Origin of the sequence: Sphingomonas sp. 22R3R2A-7 (genome assembly GCF_036856055.1) — a bacterium.
In the GTDB taxonomy this organism is placed as follows: Bacteria; Pseudomonadota; Alphaproteobacteria; order Sphingomonadales; family Sphingomonadaceae; genus Sphingomonas.
Window position 1 is genome coordinate 3,364,545 of sequence record NZ_JASPFR010000001.1, and the last position, 19,561, is coordinate 3,384,105.

At 66.1% G+C, this 19,561-nt stretch carries 19 protein-coding genes, 2 tRNA genes and 3 pseudogenes; 18 read left to right on the forward strand and 6 right to left on the reverse strand.

Features of this window, described 5'->3' with window-relative positions; translation table 11 throughout:
• Positions 1-91 precede the first annotated feature (91 nt).
• Positions 92-2,122 carry a 3-hydroxyacyl-CoA dehydrogenase NAD-binding domain-containing protein gene (locus QP165_RS16105; protein ID WP_333996373.1) on the reverse strand — a complete coding sequence of 677 codons (2,031 nt, stop codon included), beginning with the start codon at positions 2,120-2,122 and terminating at the stop codon, positions 92-94.
• A 106-nt stretch (positions 2,123-2,228) separates the two neighbouring features.
• A pseudogene (locus QP165_RS16110) lies at positions 2,229-3,457 on the reverse strand (serine hydrolase domain-containing protein).
• A 187-nt stretch (positions 3,458-3,644) separates the two neighbouring features.
• On the opposite strand from QP165_RS16110, the pseudogene QP165_RS16115 reads away from it, so the two are divergent.
• The 4 genes and pseudogenes from QP165_RS16115 to QP165_RS16130 all read left to right on the forward strand — a co-directional run bounded on the left by QP165_RS16115 (position 3,645) and on the right by QP165_RS16130 (position 7,072).
• Positions 3,645-5,348, forward strand: a pseudogene (locus QP165_RS16115) (class I adenylate-forming enzyme family protein).
• Between the two features lie 292 nt (positions 5,349-5,640).
• Complete coding sequence (locus QP165_RS16120) at positions 5,641-6,789, forward strand: AI-2E family transporter (protein ID WP_156350475.1); 1,149 nt, start codon at positions 5,641-5,643, stop codon at positions 6,787-6,789.
• Positions 6,790-6,833: 44 nt separating this feature from the next.
• A tRNA-Asp gene (locus tag QP165_RS16125) sits at positions 6,834-6,910 on the forward strand.
• Positions 6,911-6,995: 85 nt separating this feature from the next.
• Positions 6,996-7,072: transfer RNA gene (locus tag QP165_RS16130), tRNA-Asp, on the forward strand.
• 271 nt (positions 7,073-7,343) lie between these two features.
• On the opposite strand, the gene QP165_RS16135 is transcribed toward QP165_RS16130, so the two are convergent.
• The 4 genes from QP165_RS16135 to QP165_RS16150 all read right to left on the reverse strand — a co-directional run bounded on the left by QP165_RS16135 (position 7,344) and on the right by QP165_RS16150 (position 8,793).
• A complete protein-coding gene (locus tag QP165_RS16135) occupies positions 7,344-7,544 on the reverse strand; it encodes a DUF2842 domain-containing protein (protein ID WP_056021349.1) in 201 nt (66 codons plus the stop codon).
• Positions 7,541-8,074 (reverse strand): 5-formyltetrahydrofolate cyclo-ligase, encoded by a 534-nt coding sequence (locus QP165_RS16140; protein WP_333996374.1) that lies wholly within the window; start codon positions 8,072-8,074, stop codon positions 7,541-7,543. Before QP165_RS16140 ends, QP165_RS16135 begins: the two co-directional genes overlap by 4 nt.
• Positions 8,075-8,269: 195 nt before the next feature.
• On the reverse strand, positions 8,270-8,593 hold the full coding sequence (locus QP165_RS16145) for a cell division protein ZapA (RefSeq protein ID WP_056021355.1): 324 nt from the start codon (positions 8,591-8,593) through the stop codon (positions 8,270-8,272).
• Complete coding sequence (locus QP165_RS16150) at positions 8,593-8,793, reverse strand: hypothetical protein (RefSeq protein WP_333996375.1); 201 nt, start codon at positions 8,791-8,793, stop codon at positions 8,593-8,595. Before QP165_RS16150 ends, QP165_RS16145 begins: the two co-directional genes overlap by 1 nt.
• A 139-nt stretch (positions 8,794-8,932) precedes the next feature.
• Here QP165_RS16150 and gap point away from each other — a divergent pair, with 139 nt between their 5' ends.
• From gap to QP165_RS16220, 14 genes and pseudogenes are all read left to right on the forward strand, one after another.
• Positions 8,933-9,943: a type I glyceraldehyde-3-phosphate dehydrogenase gene (gene gap / locus QP165_RS16155; protein ID WP_333996376.1), complete on the forward strand. Its 1,011-nt coding sequence runs from the start codon at positions 8,933-8,935 to the stop codon at positions 9,941-9,943.
• Between the two features lie 175 nt (positions 9,944-10,118).
• Positions 10,119-10,592 carry an MOSC domain-containing protein gene (locus tag QP165_RS16160; RefSeq protein ID WP_333996377.1) on the forward strand — a complete coding sequence of 158 codons (474 nt, stop codon included), beginning with the start codon at positions 10,119-10,121 and terminating at the stop codon, positions 10,590-10,592.
• Entirely contained in the window at positions 10,589-11,779 is a 1,191-nt protein-coding gene (locus QP165_RS16165) for a phosphoglycerate kinase (RefSeq protein ID WP_333996378.1), read from the forward strand. Before QP165_RS16160 ends, QP165_RS16165 begins: the two co-directional genes overlap by 4 nt.
• Before the next feature lie 48 nt (positions 11,780-11,827).
• The gene (relB, locus tag QP165_RS16170) at positions 11,828-12,058 is read left to right on the forward strand and encodes a type II toxin-antitoxin system RelB family antitoxin (protein WP_333996379.1); all 231 of its coding nucleotides are present in this window, start codon (positions 11,828-11,830) and stop codon (positions 12,056-12,058) included.
• A 58-nt stretch (positions 12,059-12,116) separates the two neighbouring features.
• A pseudogene (locus QP165_RS16175) lies at positions 12,117-12,383 on the forward strand (type II toxin-antitoxin system PemK/MazF family toxin); the annotation flags it as partial.
• Positions 12,384-12,393: 10 nt separating this feature from the next.
• Complete coding sequence (locus QP165_RS16180) at positions 12,394-13,314, forward strand: class I fructose-bisphosphate aldolase (protein ID WP_056021373.1); 921 nt, start codon at positions 12,394-12,396, stop codon at positions 13,312-13,314.
• Positions 13,315-13,389: 75 nt separating this feature from the next.
• Positions 13,390-14,076 (forward strand): thiamine phosphate synthase, encoded by a 687-nt coding sequence (gene thiE / locus QP165_RS16185; RefSeq protein WP_333996380.1) that lies wholly within the window; start codon positions 13,390-13,392, stop codon positions 14,074-14,076.
• A gap of 124 nt (positions 14,077-14,200) precedes the next feature.
• On the forward strand, positions 14,201-15,217 hold the full coding sequence (locus QP165_RS16190; protein ID WP_333996381.1) for a L,D-transpeptidase family protein: 1,017 nt from the start codon (positions 14,201-14,203) through the stop codon (positions 15,215-15,217).
• A 4-nt stretch (positions 15,218-15,221) separates the two neighbouring features.
• Entirely contained in the window at positions 15,222-15,821 is a 600-nt protein-coding gene (locus tag QP165_RS16195; RefSeq protein WP_333996382.1) for a M23 family metallopeptidase, read from the forward strand.
• A 73-nt stretch (positions 15,822-15,894) separates the two neighbouring features.
• Positions 15,895-16,458, forward strand: coding sequence for an elongation factor P (gene efp / locus QP165_RS16200; protein ID WP_056021388.1), 564 nt, complete (start codon positions 15,895-15,897; stop codon positions 16,456-16,458).
• 122 nt (positions 16,459-16,580) lie between these two features.
• The gene (locus QP165_RS16205; RefSeq protein WP_056021390.1) at positions 16,581-17,393 is read left to right on the forward strand and encodes an inositol monophosphatase family protein; all 813 of its coding nucleotides are present in this window, start codon (positions 16,581-16,583) and stop codon (positions 17,391-17,393) included.
• Positions 17,394-17,794: 401 nt separating this feature from the next.
• Complete coding sequence (locus tag QP165_RS16210) at positions 17,795-18,169, forward strand: NADH-quinone oxidoreductase subunit A (protein ID WP_056021392.1); 375 nt, start codon at positions 17,795-17,797, stop codon at positions 18,167-18,169.
• A complete protein-coding gene (locus tag QP165_RS16215) occupies positions 18,160-18,708 on the forward strand; it encodes a NuoB/complex I 20 kDa subunit family protein (protein WP_082445964.1) in 549 nt (182 codons plus the stop codon). The genes QP165_RS16210 and QP165_RS16215 overlap by 10 nt, the downstream gene beginning before the upstream one ends.
• On the forward strand, positions 18,705-19,553 hold the full coding sequence (locus QP165_RS16220; RefSeq protein ID WP_056021396.1) for an NADH-quinone oxidoreductase subunit C: 849 nt from the start codon (positions 18,705-18,707) through the stop codon (positions 19,551-19,553). Before QP165_RS16215 ends, QP165_RS16220 begins: the two co-directional genes overlap by 4 nt.
• Positions 19,554-19,561 lie beyond the last annotated feature (8 nt).

A 19,561-nucleotide genomic window follows, 5' to 3' on the forward strand; every position in this document is an offset into this window, starting at 1 on the left:
GAGAGGGTGGGGTGAGGGGCTGCCAGGGGCGGAGCACTGCTTGGCGGCCCCTCACCCCGGCCCTCTCCCCCGAGGGGAGAGGGAGTAGAAGTTACTTGATCTTGCCACCGCTGGCGGCGGCGTCCTTGAGCGACTTGGCGACGGGGAACCCGTATTTCTCGAGCCCAGCGACGACCTTCGGCAAGCCTTCCGACTGCGCCCAGAACATTGGGCCGCCGCGATAGACGGGCCAGCCATAGCCGTAGATCCAGACCACATCGACGTCGGACGCGCGCTGGGCCTTGCCCTCCTCGAGGATCAGCGCGCCTTCGTTGACCATCGTGTAGAGCGTGCGGACGACGATCTCCTCGTCGCTGATCTCGCGCGGGGTGACGCCGGACTTGGCGCGGAAATCGTCGATGATCTCGGCCACGCGGGGGCTGTTCGAGGGCGTGCGCTTCTCGTCATAATCGTAGAAGCCCGCCTTGGTCTTCTGGCCCCAGCGGTTTTCGGCGGCGAGTGCGTCGCGGATATTCTCGATCCGGCTCGGGTCGCGGTGCCAGCCGATGTCGACGCCGGCGAGGTCGCTCATCTGGAACGGACCCATCGGCATGCCGAACGCGACATGGACCTTGTCGATCTGCTCGGGGCTCGCGCCCTCGAGCAGCAGCTTAGTCGCCTCGACCTGGCGCGGCATCAGCATGCGGTTGCCGATGAAGCCGTAGGTGACGCCCGCGACGACCGCGACCTTCTTGATCTTCTTGGCGAGCGCCATGACGGTCGCGAGCACATCGTCCGCGGTCTTGTCGCCGCGGACCACCTCGAGCAGCTTCATCACATTGGCGGGTGAGAAAAAGTGCATGCCCACGACGTCCTCGGGACGCTTCGTGCAGGCCGCGATCTCGTCGATGTTCAGATAGGAGGTGTTCGAGGCGAGGATCGCGCCGGGCTTGGCGATCGCGTCGAGACGCGTGAAGATGTCCTTCTTCACCTCCATCGTCTCGTACACCGCCTCGATGATCAGGTCGCACTCGGCGAGATCGGCGAAGTCGAGCGTGGGTTTGAGCGCGCCCATCGCCTGCTCGACCTGCTCTGGCTTCATCCGGCCCTTGGCGGCGGTCGCCTCGTAGTTCTTGCGGACGACGCCGGTGCCGCGGTCGAGCGCGTCCTGCTGCATCTCGACGATCGTGACGGGAATGCCCGCGGACAGGAAGTTCATCGAGATGCCGCCGCCCATCGTGCCCGCGCCGATCACGCCGACGCGTTTGATCTCGCGCAGCTTGGTGTCGGCGGGGACGTCGTCGATCTTGGCGGCCTGGCGTTCGGCGAAGAAGATGTGGCGTTGCGCAGCGGACTGGACGCCCATCATGAGCGCCATGAACTGCTCGCGTTCGAACGCGACACCCTCGGCGAAGCTGGAGCCGTGGGCCGCCTTCTCGACGCAGGCGATGTTGGCGGCGGGCGCGTCGAAGTTGCGGAAGCGGCGCGCGTTTTCCTTCTTGAACGCGGCGACCGCGTCGGGATCGGCCTCAGCGGTCTTCTCCGACGCGCGGGGCAGGGGGCGCTTGGCCGCGATCTCGCGCGCGAAGGCGATCGCGTCGGCCTCGAGGCTGTCCTCGCCGACAATCTTGTCGATCAGCCCGGCGTCGAGCGCCCTCTTCGCGGAGATCGGATCACCCTTCGCGGTCATCTCGAGCGCGAGCTTGACGCCGGCGATGCGCGGGATGCGCTGCGTGCCGCCGGCGCCGGGGAGCAGGCCGAGCTTCACTTCGGGGGTGCCGATCTTGGCCGAGGGGACGGCGACGCGGTAGTGGCAGCCGAGCGTGACCTCGCACCCGCCGCCGAGCGCGGTGCCGTGGATCGCGGCGACCACGGGCTTCGACGACGCCTCGATCATGTCGACGACGGTCGGCAGGCCGGGCTCGATCATCGGCTTGCCGAACTCGGTGATGTCGGCGCCGGCGAAGAAGGTCCGGCCGTCGCAGCGGATCACCATCGCGGTGATGCTCGCATCGGCGACGCCTTCCTTGATCGCGGCTTCGAGGCCCTGGCGGACCGCGGCGCCGAGTGCGTTGACCGGCGGATTGTTCGAGATGATGACGAGCACGTCGTCATGGCGTTCGGTGCGGATCGGGCTGGTCATATACTCTCCTGCGGTTTGAACGTCATGCCAGCGAAAGCTGGTATCTCCTCGTAACGGGGAGACCCCAGCGTTCGCTGGGGTGACGGAATATCTGGATGGCGGCAAATCAGGTCATCGCCGCATAGATCATCGTCTTGAGTTCGCGGCGGATCGGGTAGAGACTGCTGGGCGAAACCTGCGTCATGAACACCATCGACAGCCGCTCGACCGGATCGATGAAGAACGCCGTCGAGAACATCCCGCCCCAGTAATATTCGCCCTTCGAACCGGCGATCATCGACCTGGCGGGATCGATCGTGATGGCAAAGCCGAGACCGAAGCCGGTGCCGGCATTGGCCGCCTCGCTGAACAGCGACTGCGACAGCGTCGCGAGATCCGCCCCGCCGGGCAGATGGTTCTGCGTCATGAGGTTGAGGGTCTTGCGGCCGATGATGCGCGCGCCGTCGAGCGTGCCGCCGTTGAGGCACATCCGGCAGAAGCGGTGATAGTCGAGCGCGGTCGACACGAGCCCGCCGCCGCCCGACAACAATGTCGGCGGACGGCTCCACGCGCTCTTCTCGCCGCGGTCGAGCATCGTCCGTCCCTTGCCCGGTGCGACGGTGTAACAGTCGGTCAGACGATCGACCTTGTCGGCGGGGACCTGGAAGAACGTGTCGTCCATCTTGAGCGGGACGAAGATCCGCGTGGTGAAGAACGTGTCGAGCTTCACGCCCGCGATCCGTTCGATCACCGCCCCCAGCACGTCGGTCGCGACCGAATAGTTCCACGACGTGCCGGGCGAGAATTCGAGCGGCAGCGCCCCCAGCGCGCCGATGAAACCGTCGAGATCGAGATTGCCGTGCCAGTTCTCGATCTTGCCCTCGCGGTACGCGGCATCGACGTTCGAGCGGTTCTGGAACCCGTAGGTCAGCCCCGAGGTATGGCGCAGCAGATCGATCATCCGCATCGGTTCGGCGGTCGGCTTCACCGCGAACGGCACGCCTGCGCCGCCGCCATTGTAGACGCCGATCCCCTTGAACTCGGGCAGGACGTGGTGGACGGGCGTATCGAGCGCGACCAGCCCCTGCTCGACCAGCATCATGAACGCGATCGAGGTGATCGGCTTGGTCATCGACGCGATCCGGAACAGCGAGCTTTCGTCGATCGGCGCGCCCCCTCGCGGGCGAGCCCCTGATGCGAGAAATGCACGATCTCGCCGTCGCGCGCGATCAGCAGCTGCGCGTTGGGAAGCCGTCCCGACGCGACATACCGGTCGCGAAGGAGCGTATCGATCGCGGTAAGGCGTGCAGGATCAAAGCCATGCCGTTCGGGATCGCCGAGGATCGTGCCGGTCATCGCGCATGCCTCATGATGTACCATACCCCCGGTTCGAACATTGTTCATGCTATTGCCTTGAGCGCGGCGTAAATCAACTCTAAACCCACTGCCAGTTGGGCGATAAGCCAAACCCGAAATTCATATTTGGAGTGGACCGGCCTTGGTACAAGAACCGATCATCGCCCTGGACCCGCGCTGGCCCGTCATGTCCATGACCGAGACCGAGCGGCTGCTGACCGCGGCCGGAAGCAAGTTCGAGATGGACGTCGTGACGATAGGCGGCGTGGAGACGCGGATCTGGAAGAACGCGCCGCCGTCGCTGCGCTATCTGATCGAGGCGGCCCGCGCACATGGCGAGCGTCTGTTCACGATCTACGAGGACGAGCGCGTCAGTTACGAGGCGACATGGCGCGCGGTCACGACGCTCGCGGCGCATCTGCGCGCGCTCGGGGTGGGGCCCGGGGACCGCGTCGCGCTGGCGATGCGCAACCTGCCCGAATGGCCGGTCGCGTTCTTTGCCGCCACCGCGATCGGCGCGATCATGGTGCCGCTCAATGCATGGTGGACGGGAGCCGAGCTTGAATATGGGCTTGCCGATTCCGGTGCGCGGGTACTGATCGCCGACGACGAGCGGCATCACCGGCTCGAGACCGCCTATGCATCGCTGCCGTCGCTCGAGCATGTGCTCGTCAGCCGCGCGGTCGAGCCGCTTGGTGGAATCGCGTCGCCGCTCGAGCAGATCATCGGCGCGCCACAGGCGTGGGCGACGCTGCCCGAACAGCCGCTCCCCGACGCGACGATCGCGCCCGACGACGACGCGACGATCTTCTATACCAGCGGCACGACGGGGGCGCCGAAGGGGGCGCTCGGGACGCATCGCAACATGATGTCGAACATCATGACGGGCGGGTATTCGGGGGCGCGGTCGGCGTTGCGCCGCGGCGAAACGCCGCCCGAACCGGTACCCCGCGTCAGCCTGACGGTGATCCCGATGTTCCACGTCACCGCCTGTTCGGCGGGGATGATGGGGGTGATCGCGACAGGCAGCACGATGATCTTCATGCGCAAATGGGACACCGTGCGCGCGATGGAGATCATCGAGCGCGAGAAGGTGAACGTGACCGGGGGTGCCGACGATCGCGTGGCAGCTGATCGAGCATCCCGACCGCCATCGCTACGACCTGTCGTCGCTCGAATCGGTCGCCTATGGCGGGGCACCGTCCGCGCCCGAACTGGTCAAGCGGATCCATGCCGAACTCGGCGCGCTGCCCGGCAATGGCTGGGGCATGACCGAGACGATGGCGACGGTGACGCATCACGGCGCGGAGGATTATCTTAACCGCCCGACCAGCGCAGGGCCGCCCGCGCCGGTGGTCGACCTGAAGATCGTTGCCGAGGACGGCGTCACCGTGCTGCCGCTGGGCGAGGTCGGCGAATTATGGGCGCGCGGGCCGATGATCGTGAAGGGGTATTGGAACAAGCCCGACGCGACCGCGGCGACGTTCATCGACGGCTGGGTGCGGACCGGCGATCTTGCCCGGCTGGACGAGGAGGGGTTCTGCTACATCGTCGACCGCGCCAAGGACATGATCATCCGCGGCGGCGAGAACATCTATTCCTCCGAGGTCGAAAACGTCCTGTACGAGCATCCTGCGGTGACCGATTGCGCGCTGATCGGCATCCCGCACCGTACGCTCGGTGAGGAGCCCGCGGCGGTGGTTCATCTGGCGCCCGGCATGCACGCGACCGAAGCTGAACTCCAGGCATGGGTGCGCGCCCGGCTCGCTGCGTTCAAGACACCCGTCGCGATCCATTTCGTTGGCGAGACGCTGCCGCGCAACGCCAATGGCAAGATCCTCAAAAGGATCTTCAGTCGCTGTTCGCCGACCGCGCGATGGCGAGCGCCTGAGACGGCGTGTCACCCCCCGGCGACGATGACGGGCGTGCGGTAGCGTGGCGCGCGCGCCACGCACTGACCGTCGCCTGTTATCGCCGCCTCTATCCCTGCTTGTAACCCGCTGCGATTGCGACAAGGAGAGGGGGAAGCAGAGGGTGGCGACATGACGAACGACGAATCTTCCGGAGAGCCGGCCTTGTCCGCCGATGTTGGCCAGAACCGGGATGTGGCAGACGGTTCGTCACCGGGCAGCGGCGCGGATGGCGCGTTCGGATTGCCGATCGGCGTCGGCGTCGAGGACGCGATGCGGATCGCCCAGCGACGCGACCGGTTGCTCGCCGCGCTGACGCTGACCGCGGGCGTCGGGCTGGTCATCGCCATGCCGTTCGCGCTGAAGGCGGGCGCCGAATTCTTCCTGCCGCTGACGACGGCATTGGTGATCGCGGTCGCGTTGATCCCGGTGCTCGAATGGCTCGAGCGGCGAGGCGTTCCTTCGGCGATCGCGGCGCTGGCCTGCATCCTGGTGTTCCTCGTCGCGGCGAACATCGCGATCGCAGCGATCCTGGTCCCGGCGACCGACTTTTTCCGCCTGCTGCCGACCCGGCTCGACCGGATCCAGAGCAATCTTGCGCCCCTGCTCGACCTGTATTCGAGTCTCGAAAAATATGTGAACCGGACGCTGCGCCAGGTCGCATCGACCCCGATCAAGCAACCGGCGACGGCAGGTGTCGCCGCGCCGAGCTCGATCCTCGAATTCGCGGCGACCTCGGCGCCGGCGGTGATCGTCCAGCTGCTGTTCGGTATCCTGATCGTGTTCTTCTTCCTGTCGGGATGGACCGGCATGCGGCGGCAGACGATCACGGGACGGACGAGCTTCGACGGCGCGATGGCGACGGCGCGCGTGATCCAGGACGTCGTCGACGACGTGTCCGCCTATCTGGGGACGATCACGCTGATCAACGTCACGCTCGGCATCGTCACCGGGGTCGCATTGTGGGCGATCGGTATGCCCTATCCGGCGATGTGGGGCGGGATCGTCGCGTTGCTGAACTACATCCCGTATTTCGGGCCGGTGATCGGCGCGTTCCTGCTGGGGCTGGGCGGGTTGATGACGTTCTCGGACATCTGGATGGCGATGCTGCCGCCCGCGCTGATGTACGGGCTCCATCTGGTCGAGGCGAATGCGATCACGCCGTTCATCGTCGGTCACCGCCTGACGATTTCCCCGTTGCTGATCCTCATATCGCTGAGCTTCTGGGGATGGGTCTGGGGCACGCTCGGCGCGTTGCTCGCGGTACCGCTTCTCATCATCCTGCAGACGGTCCTGGGGGCGGCGGGGAAGCCCGATATCGCGGGGTTCCTATTCGAACACGGCACGCTGGTACAGAACAAGACGGGGCGAAATCGACGTCGCGGCGACGCATCCGAGCAACAACGTGAAACGGGGGGTTGACGGTATCCGAACCCTCGCCTAGTTGCCGCCTCCACGCTGTTTCAGCGGGTGTAGCTCAGTTGGTTAGAGCGCCGGCCTGTCACGCCGGAGGTCGCGGGTTCGAGTCCCGTCACTCGCGCCATCGTTTGGATGGTTCGAGAGAGTGTTAAGGTTTTGACGAGCCTTCCGCTATGACCCCAGGGTCGCTAGGGGTCGTCATTGGGAATGCGGGTGTAGCTCAGTTGGTTAGAGCGCCGGCCTGTCACGCCGGAGGTCGCGGGTTCGAGTCCCGTCACTCGCGCCACCCTTGATGGGGTGGCCGAGATTCCTTTCCAGATTTAGGCGTGCCGCGAGCATCCCTCCCACATACCGTTTGTGCTGAGTAGAGACCGAGTAGCTCCGTCAGGAGCGTATCGAGGGCTCGTATCGAAGCAACGTAGCCGCGCGCCAACCTGTCCTTCGATACGCCCTCTCGATACGCCGCCTGCGGCGACTACTCGACGGCTACTCAGGACGAACGGCAGGAGGGGGGCAGTGGAGCGCCTCGGCTCAGGGAGACGGCAGGTAGGGCTGGGCTACCGCCCGATCTCCATCCAGCGCAGCACCGGCTTCAACGGTGCGATCCAGATCAGGCCGGTAAACAGATAGAACACCAGCTGCGCCAGCCAGTGCCAGCTGCCGACGATGGTCGACAGGCTCACGATCGCCACGCACCACAGCATGATCAAGAGCAGGATGCCGAGCATCCCAACGGGTTTGCGCCAGCTCGGCGTCATAGCGTGATCCATTCGCGTTCGGTGGCGATGGCGTGGAGCGGGACGTCCCACGCATCGGGTGTCAGCATTTCGACCTCCTGCACTGACAACGCAACCCCGACGCGCCACGCATCGGGGTGCGCAAGGAACGCGCGGTCGTAATAACCGGCGCCCTGGCCGATCTGGTTGCCGCTGCGATCGAAGCCGACAAGCGGGGCCAGGATGATGTCGGGCGCCAGTTCGGCCGCGTCCTCGGCGGGCTGGTGGAGGCCGAACGGGCCGGCGATCAGCGCGGCTTCGGTCTCCCATGCCAGAAAGCGCATCGGTAGCGACCGACGTACCACGTGCGGGAGCGCGATGACGCAGCCCGCGTCGACCGCGGCGCGCGCGAACGGGGACGGATCGGCCTCACCGCCGAACGGGACATAGGAGGCGATGGTCATTCCCGGCTTCAGTCGGGCCAGGAACGCCGAGGGCACGGGGATAGCGACTGGGGCGCACGCGTCTCGTGCGGCGCGTAGCGCGGCTCTGAGCACGCTCTTCTCGGTCATGCGGGCAAGCCGTCGAAAGGCGGTGGTGTGGCGGGCCCACCATGGCCGTGTGCCGGGTTATCCACTGACGCACGGTACGTCAGGTGGGGACCATGTGCTTCGGACCAGGATCCTAACAGGGACAGCCCCCTATGGATGATGAATAGCCTCAGGGATAATAAAGGCTCGTACCGGGCAGAACCCGCCATGCTCAATCTAGGCGCTTGGGGGGCTTTGCTCAAGGGGGCTTTGCTCGAGCGCCTGTGCGAGGCCCTCGAGCCGATCGGCGATCCGGGTCAGCGCGATCTCGCTCACCGCGGCGCCTTCGGGCGGGCGATGCGCCGCTTCGTCGAGATCGTCGGCGAGCATGAGCGCGACGAACAGCATCGCGCGCTCGGCGCTGAGCCCGCCTGCGGCACGATCGGCCACCGGCCAGCGCTCGGCGAGCATCGCGCCCAGCATCCTGACACGCGATTCCTCCCCGTCGCGACAGGCGACCGCGTGCGGACGGCCGCCGATATCGAGCATGACCTGCGCCATCAGTTGGCGCTGCTGCGGGTGATGACGTCGTCCAGCGCGGCGACGGCCTCGGCCATGCGCGCCTTCAGCGCGGCGTGGCGCCGCGCCAGCGCCGCGCCGCTCTCGGCACGCGCGTTGATCGCAGCTTCGATTCTGCCCGATCGCGGCGTCGATCCGGTCGACGGCCGTCGGCGCGTCGGGAAGTGTGTCTGACATGCCATGCGAGATAGCATGGCAGGGAGGCGCGACAAGCCTGGATTGGAACAGTTTAGACCAACCCACGGTGTTGACAGGGCGGCCCGCCGCCCCGCAAAGGCAGCGCGCCCGGAACGGACTCACGGGCGTAGCGGAGATAAAGCCATGACGGTCAAGGTTGCGATCAACGGTTTCGGGCGCATCGGCCGTCTCGTTGCGCGTGCGGTGCTCGAACAGGCTGACAGCGCGCTCGAGCTCGTGGCGATCAACGATCTCGGCGATGCGAAGTCGAATGCGTGGCTGTTCAAGCGCGACAGCGTCCACGGAAAGTATCCGGGCGAGGTATCGGCCGAGGGCAACGAACTGGTGGTCGACGGCAAGCGCATCCGCGTCACTGCCGAGCGCGACCCCGCCAACCTGCCGCACGCCGAGCTGGGCGTCGACATCGTTCTCGAATGCACGGGCTTCTTCACCGACAAGGCGAGCTGTCAGAAGCATCTCGACGCGGGCGCGAAGAAGGTGCTGATCTCGGCACCGGGCAAGGGCGTCGACCTGACCGTCGTGTACGGCGTCAACCACGACCAGCTTACCGCCGAGCACACGATCGTCTCGAACGCGTCGTGCACCACCAACTGCCTCGCGCCCGTCGCCAAGGTGCTGAACGACGCGATTGGTATCGAGCGTGGGCTGATGACCACCATCCATGCCTATACCAACGATCAGAAGATCCTCGACCAGATCCATCCCGACCTGCGCCGCGCGCGCGCCGCGGCGATGTCGATGATCCCGACCACGACGGGCGCTGCCCGCGCGGTCGCCGAAGTGCTTCCCGAACTGAAGGGCAAGCTCGACGGGTCGGCGATCCGCGTGCCGGTGCCGGACGTCTCGCTGGTCGACCTGACCTTCACCCCGTCGCGCGACACGACGCGCGAAGAGGTGAATGCGGTGCTGAAAGCGGCGTCCGAGAGCGGCCCGCTGGTCGGCGTGCTCGACTGGTCGGACGAGCCGCTCGTCTCGATCGATCTCCAGCATACGCCCGCGTCGTCGACGGTCGACAGCCTCGAGACCGCGGTGATCGACGGCAAGCTCGTCCGCGTCGTCAGCTGGTACGACAACGAATGGGGCTTCTCGAACCGCATGGTCGACACCGCCACCGCAATGGCGAAGTTCATCTAAGGCGGACGGACGCTGCGCTCCATTCCACTAGTCCGTCATCCCGCCCCAAGCCGTCATCCCAGCGAAAGCTGGGATATCCCGGTTCGGGCCGCGGCGGGCGCGCATGGGGAGACCCCAGCGTCCGCTGGGGTGACGGCGTTGGGACGGAGTAAGGGTGTCCATTGGGCAACGGACCATGGCTGAAGCCGTGACGGGCACGATCGCCGGCATCGCGCGGCACGCCCGCGCGAAAGCCCCGATGGAGGTCATCGACCATGTCGAGATCACCGTCGAGGCCGGCCTGCACGGCGACTTTCGCGGCTATGTGAAGCCCGGCGGCAAGGGGCGGCGTCAGGTCACGCTGATCGAGCGTGTCGACTGGGATGCCGCGATGGCCGAGGTCGGCTGCGATATTCCCTGGTACGAACGTCGTGCGAACCTGCTCGTCGACGGCTTCGACCTTCCCCAGATAGCCGGCACGCGCCTGCGCATCGGCATGGACGTTGTGCTGGAGGTGACGCGGCACACCGATCCATGCGAACGGATGGAAGCGCTGGCACCAGGATTGTTCGCCGCGCTCACGCCCGACTGGCGGGGCGGGGCGTGTACCCGTGTATTGATGGGCGGCAGGATCGCCGTCGGTGACGAGATCAGGATCGAGAAACCATGACCAAGCCTTTCAAGACTCTCGACGATATGGGTGATATCCAGGGCAAGCGCGTGCTCGTCCGCGAAGACCTCAACGTGCCGATGGCCGAGGGTCGCGTCACCGATGACACGCGCCTTCGAGCCACCGTCGCGACGGTCGGCGAACTGGCGGACAAGGGTGCGATCGTCCTCGTCCTCGCGCATTTCGGGCGGCCCAAGGGCAAGCCCAGCCCCGACTTCTCGCTGTCGCAGGTCGTAAAACCGTACAGCGAAGTGCTGGGTCGCGAAGTCCGCTACATCGATTGGGAAGGTGCCGAGGATCTGGTCGCGACGCTGGAGCCCGGCGACATCGCGGTGCTCGAGAACACGCGCTTCTTCGGCGGCGAGGAGACCAACGATCCCGCCGTCGTCGCGCGTTTCGCGAGCCTCGGTGACCTGTACGTCAACGACGCCTTCTCCGCCGCTCACCGCGCGCATGCCTCGACCGAGGGTCTGGCGCATGTGCTGCCCGCCTTTGCCGGGCGTGCGATGGAGGCCGAACTCGACGCGCTCCAGAAGGCGCTGGGCGAGCCCGAGCACCCGGTCGCAGCGGTCGTCGGCGGCGCGAAGGTGTCGTCGAAGCTCGACGTGCTGCGGCATCTGGTGACGCGCGTCGATCACCTGATCATCGGCGGTGGCATGGCCAACACGTTCCTCGCCGCGCGGGGCGTCGATGTCGGCAAGAGCCTGTGCGAGCATGAGCTGGCGAGCACGTGCGAACAGATCATGGACGCCGCCGACAAGGCGAACTGCACCGTCCACCTGCCCTACGACGTCGTCGTCGCGAAGGAGTTCAAGCCCAACCCTGCGACGCGCACGATCAACGTTCACGAGGTCGCCGCCGACGAGATGATCCTCGACGTCGGCCCCGCGGCGGTCGAGTCGCTTGGTGACGTGCTCAAGAACTGCCGGACCTTGGTGTGGAACGGCCCGCTCGGCGCGTTCGAAACACCGCCGTTCGATACCGCGACCGTTGCGCTCGCGCGCACCGCGGCGGCGTTGACCGAGGGCGGTTCGCTCGTTTCAGTTGCTGGGGGCGGCGATACGGTAGCCGCACTCAACCATGCCGGAGTGGCGGGGGCATTCACCTTCGTGTCGACCGCGGGTGGTGCGTTCCTTGAATGGATGGAAGGCAAGACTCTTCCCGGGGTCGCCGCGCTCCACGGTTGAAATACGCCGGCATCCGAGCTATGTTTAACATGTTAAACGGAGACTCGGATGCTCGGCGTCAGGCTCGATAGCGAACTCGAAGAACGCCTCGCGGCGGTTGCGCGTACCCAGGGGCGCAGCAAGAGCGATATCGCGCGTGAAGCCGTGCGACGCTATGTCGAACGGCACGACGAGGCTTTTCTCGCGGAGGCGCGGCGGCAGTCGATGAAGGCTGCTGCACGCGACCGCGCGGTACAGGACGAGAATTGGGATTACCTGATCTCGGCGCCGTCCGCGTGAGGATCTTGCGTGGCATGATCGTGGTCGGGGCGGGGCCAGATGACGCCCCCGAAAACCGCGGCCTTTTCTCGTCGTCCAGTCGGATGTCTTCGCCGAGCATGCGACGGTTTCCGTCTGCCCGCTGACCTGCGTCACCAGCGATACGAATCTGTTCCGCGTGCCCCTTGAGGCATCCCCGGACACCGGGCTTCACGACGCCGCCGAAATCCAGGTCGACAAGCTGGATAGTCTCGCCCGCGACGAGATCGTGAAGATTGTCGGCACCATTCCCATCACCACCATGACCAGCGTCGACGATGCGTTGCGCCGCTGGCTCGAGCTTTGAAGGAACAACCATGACCACGACGATCACACCGCAGATCAAGACCATCCTCGACAAGTACGAGGCCACCAGTTCGGCGGTGAAGGCGAACCTCGCGCGCATCCTGATGCAGGGCAAGCTCGGCGGCACCGGCAAGCTCGTGATCCTGCCCGTCGACCAGGGCTTCGAGCATGGCCCTGCGCGCAGCTTCTCGGTCAACCCGGCGGCGTACGACCCGCATTACCATTATCAGCTCGCGATCGACGCGGGGCTCAGCGCCTATGCGGCGCCACTCGGTATGCTCGAGGCGGGCGCGGACACGTTCGCGGGGCAGATCCCGACGATCCTGAAGTGCAACAGCTCGAACAGCTGGGCGACGTCGATCGACCAGGCGGTCACCGCGACCGTGGCGGACGCGGTCCGGCTCGGCTCGGCGGCGATCGGCTTTACGATCTATCCGGGTGCGGACCAGTTCTTCGACCTCGTCGAGGAAATTCGCGAGCTGAGCGAAGAGGCCAAGTCGGTCGGCATCGCGACGGTGATCTGGTCCTACCCGCGCGGCGGCGAGCTGACCAAGGATGGCGAACTGGCGCTCGACGTCGGTGCCTATGCCGCGCACATGGCGGCGCTGCTCGGCGCGCACATTATCAAGACCAAGCTGCCGACCGATCATATCGAGCAGAAGGAATGCAAGTCGCTCTACGCCGGGACCGACTGGTCGAAGCAGGCGGATCGCGTCAAGCACGTCGTCCAGTCGAGCTTTGCCGGACGGCGCATCAACGTCTTCTCGGGCGGCGCGTCGAAGGGCGAGGATGCGGTGTTCCAGGATGCGCGCGACATTCGCGACGGCGGCGGCAACGGCTCGATCATCGGCCGCAACACCTTCCAGCGTCCGCGCGACGAGGCGCTGGCGATGCTCGACCGCATCATCCGCATCTACAAGAACGAGGAATAAGCCGCAGCCGGCCTGCGCGTCATCCCGGCCCTGCGCCGGGGTGACGCGGCAGGTGCGAGCGGCTAGGGGGCCGATATGACCGAAGAAGATCCGCTGGGGCCCCTCGATCCCAATTTCGCCGAAAACTTCCGCCGCGAAATGCGTCGGCCGCCGTGCCAGCTCTATCTCGTCTCACCGCTCGACGTGTCCGGCGACTTTCCCGATCGGCTCGCACGCGCGCTCGATGCCGGGCCGGTGGCCGCGTTCCAGTTCCGCGTGAAGGACATCGACCAGCATGCCGCCGCGGCGCTGGGTGCGCCGTTGCGCGCGATCTGCGCCGAGCGCGACGTCGCGTTCATCGTCAACGACGATATCGGCCTTGCCAAGCGGCTCGATGCCGACGGCGTTCACCTCGGGCAGGGCGACGGCGATCCGCGCGAGGCACGCGCGCAGCTTGGCCCCAATGCGCAGATCGGCGTGACCTGCCACGGCAGCCGCCATCTGGCGATGGAAGCGGGCGAGGCCGGCGCGGACTATGTCGCGTTCGGCGCCTTCTATCCGACGACGACCAAGACGGTCGAGCATATGGCGGAGCCGGTGACGCTGTCCTGGTGGTCGACGCTGTTCGAGATGCCCTGCGTCGCGATCGGTGGCATCACGCCCGAGAACGCGGCGCCGCTTGCCGCAGCGGGCGCAGACTTCATCGCCGTGTCGGGCGCGGTCTGGAACGGTGACGAAGTCGCCGCGATCAAGGCGTTTGGCGAGGTGCTCGCCAAGGCTTGAGCCGGGTGCGGGCCGGGCGGTGCGGAAGCTGCGCCGCCGGCCTTCAGCATGCCGCGCCAAGCCGTTGGAAACAACCGACGCGCCGACCGTTTGGTCCACAGGCGTAACGGTTTGGGACCATGGCATGACGACAGCATTTCTGACGAAGACCTCGGTTCTTGCCGCCTGTCTGCTGGGCGCCGCAACGCCCGCGTTTGCACAGCAGGCGTCGACGGCCCCCGTGCCGATCGATCGCAACGTGCTCCATGTGCAGGTGATTCTCGATCATCTCGGCTTTGGTCCGGGCGTGCTCGACGGTCGCGGCGGACAGTCGCTGGTTGCCGCGCTCAAGGGGTTTCAGGAAGCGAAGGGGCTGCCGATCACGGGCAAGTCCGATCCGCAGACGATGCGCGCGCTCTATCCCTATCGCGCCGCGCGGCCGACGGTGACGATCGCGCTGACGCCCGACATGCTGGCCGGACCGTTCGTCAATCCGCTGCCCAAGGATCCCGCGAAGCAGGCCGAACTCCCGTCGCTCGGCTATCGGACGGTGATGGAGAAGCTGGGCGAGATGTTCCACACCACGCCCGCCGTCATCATGGCGCTGAATGCGCCGGGCACGCGACTTTCGCCGGGCACCAAGGTCGTGTTCCCCAATGCGCTGCCGTCGTCGCGCGCCTATGACGAGAAGCTCACGCCCGAATGGCGGGCCACGCTCGCCATGCTCAACGTCGATGCGACGCAGCCGCAGGCCGATCACGTCGTCGTCGACAAGTCGGACAGCGTGCTGCGCGTGCTCGACAAGAACGACAAGCTGATCGCGCAGTTCTCGGCGACGATGGGGTCGAGCCACGATCCGTTGCCGCTGGGCACGTGGACGATCAAGGGCGCGGACTATAACCCCAAGTTCCATTTCAACCCGGCGCTGTTCTGGGATGCGAAAAAGGGCCAGCAGAAGGAGATGCTGCCGCCGGGGCCGAATGGTCCGGTCGGCGTGGTCTGGCTCGACCTCTCCAAGCCGCATTACGGGATCCACGGGACGCCAAGCCCCGAGACGATCGGCCGCGCCGAAAGCCATGGCTGTATCCGCCTGACCAACTGGGATGCCGCGCGTTTGTCGATGATGGTCAAGCCGGGGACCAAGGCGAAATTCCAGGCCTGAGCCGATGACCAGGACGTTCTGGATCATGCTCGGACTGATCGTGGTGATCGGCGGCGGGTTCGCATCGATGCTGTCGTTCGGCAGCGGCGGCGCGCCCGTGGCGGTCGAGCGGGAAGCCGGTGAATCGGCGCCCGCGGAGGACTCGACCAGCGCGTCGCCGGGCAGGCTCGCGGTGCCCGTCATCGGCGTGCGTGCCGGCGCGATCGCCGACAGCTGGGACGATGCGCGCGGTGACGGCACGCGGGGGCACCGCGGCACCGACATCATGGCACCGCGCGGCACCATCGTCGTCGCCGCCGCGCCGGGCCGCGTCGAGAAGCTTTTCGACAGCACGCTGGGCGGGATCACGCTCTATGTCCGTTCGCACGACCGGCACTGGACCTATTATTACGCGCATCTCGCGGGCTATGCCGCGGGGGTCCGCGAGGGGATGGCGGTCAAGACTGGCGATCACCTCGGCTATGTCGGCGATACCGGCGATGCGGGGCCGGGCAATTACCATCTGCATTTCGCGGTCACGCGGACGCAGCCGCAAGACCGCTGGTGGCAGGGGGAGGACGTCAACCCGTACCCCCTGCTTGCCGGAACCCGGGCATCCCGCTAAAGCGCGCGGCTTCGGGTTTCCGCACGGCCTTGCCTGGCGGACGGCCCCTAGCTCTTTCCAGCAGGAATCGGTCATGAAGATCAACGCGGTCGAGATTCGTCCCGGCAACATCCTTGAATATGAGGGCGGCATCTGGCGCGCCGTCAAGATTCAGCACACGCAGCCCGGCAAGGGCGGTGCCTATATGCAGGTCGAGATGAAGAACCTCATCGACGGCCGCAAGAACAATACCCGCTTCCGCTCCGCCGAGAGCGTCGAGAAGGTCCGGCTCGACACGGTCGATTTCCAGTATCTGTTCCGCGACGGCGACGCGCTGACGTTCATGGACAAGGTCAATTACGAGCAGATCACGCTCGATGCCGATATCCTGGGCGACGCCGCGGCGTTCCTGCAGGATGGCATGGACGTGGTGATGGAGCTCTGGGAAGAGCGGCCGATCTCGGTCCAGCTGCCCGACACGATCGAGGCGCTGATCGTCGAGGCGGATGCGGTCGTGAAGGGGCAGACCGCGTCGTCGAGCTACAAGCCTGCGGTGCTCGAGAACGGCGTGCGCGTGATGGTGCCGCCGCATATCGGTGCAGGTACGCGGATCGTCGTCGATGTGTACGAGCAGACCTACGTACGTCGCGCCGACTGATACGCATTGCCCTCTCCCCGCCGGGGAGAGGGTCGGGGTGAGGGGCGGCCCCATAGACACCGCCCGGAACAGCCCCTCTCCCAACCCTCTCCCCGGAGGGGAGAGGGCTTAAGGTAAAAGACATGCCAAGCCATTCCGGCATCATGACCGTCATCGAGCGCGCCGCCCGCAAGGCCGCGCCGCGCCTGCGTCGCGACTTCAACGAGGTCCAGCAGCTCCAGGTCAGCCGCAAGGGGCCCGCCGACTTCGTCAGCCAGGCCGACCAGCGCGCCGAACAGACGATCTTCGAAGAGCTGAGCCACGCGCGTCCCGACTGGGGCATGTTGATGGAGGAGCGCGGCGAGGTCGCCGGCGATCCGAACAAGCCGCGCTTCATCGTCGACCCGCTCGATGGCACGTCGAACTTCCTTCACGGCATCCCGCATTTCTGCATCTCGATCGCAGTCGAGGAGCCGATGGCGAACGGCAAGCGCGAGGTCACGACCGCGCTCGTGTACCAGCCGCTGACCGACGAGAGTTTCTGGGCGGAGAAGGGGCGCGGCGCCTGGCTGACCGACCAGCGGCTGCGCGTGTCGTCGCGTCGCGACCTGTCCGAATCGCTGATCGCGACGGGGATCCCGTTTCTGGGACACGGCGATTTTGCGCAGTGGAGCCGGATCTTCGGTGCAGTCGCGCCCGAGGTGGCGGGGATCCGTCGTCTCGGTGCCGCGGCGCTCGATCTCGCCTGGCTTGCGGCCGGGCGGTTCGACGGCTTCTGGGAATCCAACCTGAAGCCGTGGGACGTTGCCGCGGGGATGTTGCTGGTCAAGGAAGCGGGCGGTTACGTCACGGACTTCCGCGGCGGCGACCGCGCGATGGAGCGCAACGAGTTCCTTGCCGCGAACGACGCGCTGCATTCGCGACTGCATAAGCTGGTGGCCGGCGCGCTGCGCTGAGCCGATCGACGGTTCCGCTCCCGCGAGGGGGGGCGGGCGTTGGTCTGGCCGAGCGGGCGTTCGGGGATTACCTCGGTCGCGTGTCCTCCCCCTCCGTCACCTTCGGCGACACCTCCCCCTGGTGGGGGAGGATCGGATCCGCCAGCATCAGCCGCTCCGTGTCCCCTCTGGATCGGTGATTTGCCCTGCCGTGTGGTCCGGAACCGGACGGGAACTGCTGGCCGGATCCGGTGACGTCACACCGCTTTTACGCCTGCAGCTGCCACGCCCATACCGGGTAACGCAGGTGTCCCGACGGGCTGATACAGCTGTTGCGAGTGATTCTCACGGGCTCCCAGCCTTGCCCCACGGGGCCCATCGGCCTAAAGGCTCCCCATCTGTTCGCACATGCGAGAACCCCTTTGGTCGACCTGTCGCAATATCTACCCATCCTCCTGTTTCTCGGCGTCGCGATCGCGCTGTCGAGCACGTTCGTCTTCCTGCCGATGGCCGTTTCGCGCCTGACCGGGTCGCACAAGCCGACGCCCGAGAAGCTCAGCGAGTATGAGTGCGGCTTTCCCGCATTCGAAGACCCTCGCAGCCAGTTCGACGTCCGTTTCTATCTGATCGCTATCCTCTTCATCATCTTTGATCTCGAGGCTGCGTTTCTGTTCCCCTGGGCCGTCTCGGTGTTCACGCTCGGCTGGACCGCGTGGATCTCGATGATGATCTTTATCGGCGAACTGGCCCTCGGCCTCGCCTATGCATGGAAGAAGGGAGCACTCGATTGGGAGTAGAGCTTCAGCCCGCACCCGGTTCGCCCAGCTCGCTGGTGCCACCCGATCAGGGCTTTTTCGACAGCCTCAATGGCGAACTGACCGACAAGGGTTTCCTGGTCACGTCGACCGAGGAACTGTTCCAGTGGGCCCGCACGGGCTCGCTGTGGTGGATGACGTTCGGGCTCGCCTGCTGCGCGGTCGAGATGATCCACGTGAACATGCCGCGCTATGATCTTGAGCGTTTCGGCGCTGCGCCGCGCGCGTCGCCGCGTCAGTCGGACGTGATGATCGTCGCGGGCACGCTGTGCAACAAGATGGCGCCTGCGCTGCGTCGCGTCTACGACCAGATGTCGGAGCCGAAATACGTGATCTCGATGGGATCGTGCGCGAACGGCGGCGGCTATTATCATTATAGCTATAGCGTCGTCCGCGGTTGCGACCGGATCGTGCCCGTCGACATCTACGTCCCCGGGTGCCCGCCGACCGCGGAAGCGCTGCTGTACGGCATCATGCAGTTGCAGCGGAAGATCCGGCGGTCCGGGAGCATCGAACGGTGAGGGCGCCCGCACCAGCCTATGCCGCCAATGACGGCACCATCGACGCAGCGCGCGCCGCGCTCGGCGGCATGCTGCTCGACGCGGTCGACAAGGTCGGCGAGGTCGCCCTCCACGTCCGTCGCGAAGACCTGTACGACGCGATGATCGCGCTGCGCGACACGCCGGGGCTTGCCTATCAGCAGCTCATGGAGATCGCCGGCGTCGACTATCCCGATCGCGCGGAGCGGTTCGAGGTCGTCTATTGCATGCTGTCGCTCACGCGGAACCACCGCCTGCGCGTGCATGTCGCGACCGACGAGGAAAAGCCGGTGCCGTCGGTGACCGACATCTGGCCAGTGGCCGGCTGGCTCGAGCGCGAAGTGTACGACATGTACGGCGTGCTGTTCAGCGGTAACCCCGACCTGCGTCGCATCCTGACCGATTATGGCTTCCGCGGTCATCCGCAGCGCAAGGACTTCCCGCTGACGGGCTATGTCGAGCTGCGTTATTCGGAAGAGGAAAAGCGCGTCGTGTACGAGCCGGTGCAGCTCGCGCAGGACTTCCGCACGTTCGACTTCATGAGCCCGTGGGAAGGTGCCGAATACGTCCTTCCGGGTGACGAGAAGGGCGCATTGCCGCAGGCCAAGGGCGCACAGACGCCGCTCTCGGCCGATACGATCGTCAAGGCGGATGCCGCGCAGAGCACGACCAAGGCGCCTGACGCGCCGAGCGAGCCCTATGCGAAGAAGGACGTCCAGAACACATCGCAGAGCGGTGCGGGAGAGCCCGATCCGGGCAACCAGAAGCAGGACAAGCCCGTGGAGTCGGACGTGATCCCGACCAAGGGTGGAGGACAGAACCAGTGAGTCTCTAC

Coding starts and splice junctions, on each gene's coding strand:
- QP165_RS16105 (WP_333996373.1), bottom strand. CDS start 2,122: ATGACCAGCCCGATCCGCACCGAACGCCATGACGACGTGCTCGTCATC.
- QP165_RS16120 (WP_156350475.1), top strand. CDS start 5,641: ATGCGGATCGCCCAGCGACGCGACCGGTTGCTCGCCGCGCTGACGCTG.
- QP165_RS16135 (WP_056021349.1), bottom strand. CDS start 7,544: ATGACGCCGAGCTGGCGCAAACCCGTTGGGATGCTCGGCATCCTGCTC.
- QP165_RS16140 (WP_333996374.1), bottom strand. CDS start 8,074: ATGACCGAGAAGAGCGTGCTCAGAGCCGCGCTACGCGCCGCACGAGAC.
- QP165_RS16145 (WP_056021355.1), bottom strand. CDS start 8,593: ATGGCGCAGGTCATGCTCGATATCGGCGGCCGTCCGCACGCGGTCGCC.
- QP165_RS16150 (WP_333996375.1), bottom strand. CDS start 8,793: ATGGCATGTCAGACACACTTCCCGACGCGCCGACGGCCGTCGACCGGA.
- gap (WP_333996376.1), top strand. CDS start 8,933: ATGACGGTCAAGGTTGCGATCAACGGTTTCGGGCGCATCGGCCGTCTC.
- QP165_RS16160 (WP_333996377.1), top strand. CDS start 10,119: ATGGCTGAAGCCGTGACGGGCACGATCGCCGGCATCGCGCGGCACGCC.
- QP165_RS16165 (WP_333996378.1), top strand. CDS start 10,589: ATGACCAAGCCTTTCAAGACTCTCGACGATATGGGTGATATCCAGGGC.
- relB (WP_333996379.1), top strand. CDS start 11,828: ATGCTCGGCGTCAGGCTCGATAGCGAACTCGAAGAACGCCTCGCGGCG.
- QP165_RS16180 (WP_056021373.1), top strand. CDS start 12,394: ATGACCACGACGATCACACCGCAGATCAAGACCATCCTCGACAAGTAC.
- thiE (WP_333996380.1), top strand. CDS start 13,390: ATGACCGAAGAAGATCCGCTGGGGCCCCTCGATCCCAATTTCGCCGAA.
- QP165_RS16190 (WP_333996381.1), top strand. CDS start 14,201: ATGACGACAGCATTTCTGACGAAGACCTCGGTTCTTGCCGCCTGTCTG.
- QP165_RS16195 (WP_333996382.1), top strand. CDS start 15,222: ATGACCAGGACGTTCTGGATCATGCTCGGACTGATCGTGGTGATCGGC.
- efp (WP_056021388.1), top strand. CDS start 15,895: ATGAAGATCAACGCGGTCGAGATTCGTCCCGGCAACATCCTTGAATAT.
- QP165_RS16205 (WP_056021390.1), top strand. CDS start 16,581: ATGCCAAGCCATTCCGGCATCATGACCGTCATCGAGCGCGCCGCCCGC.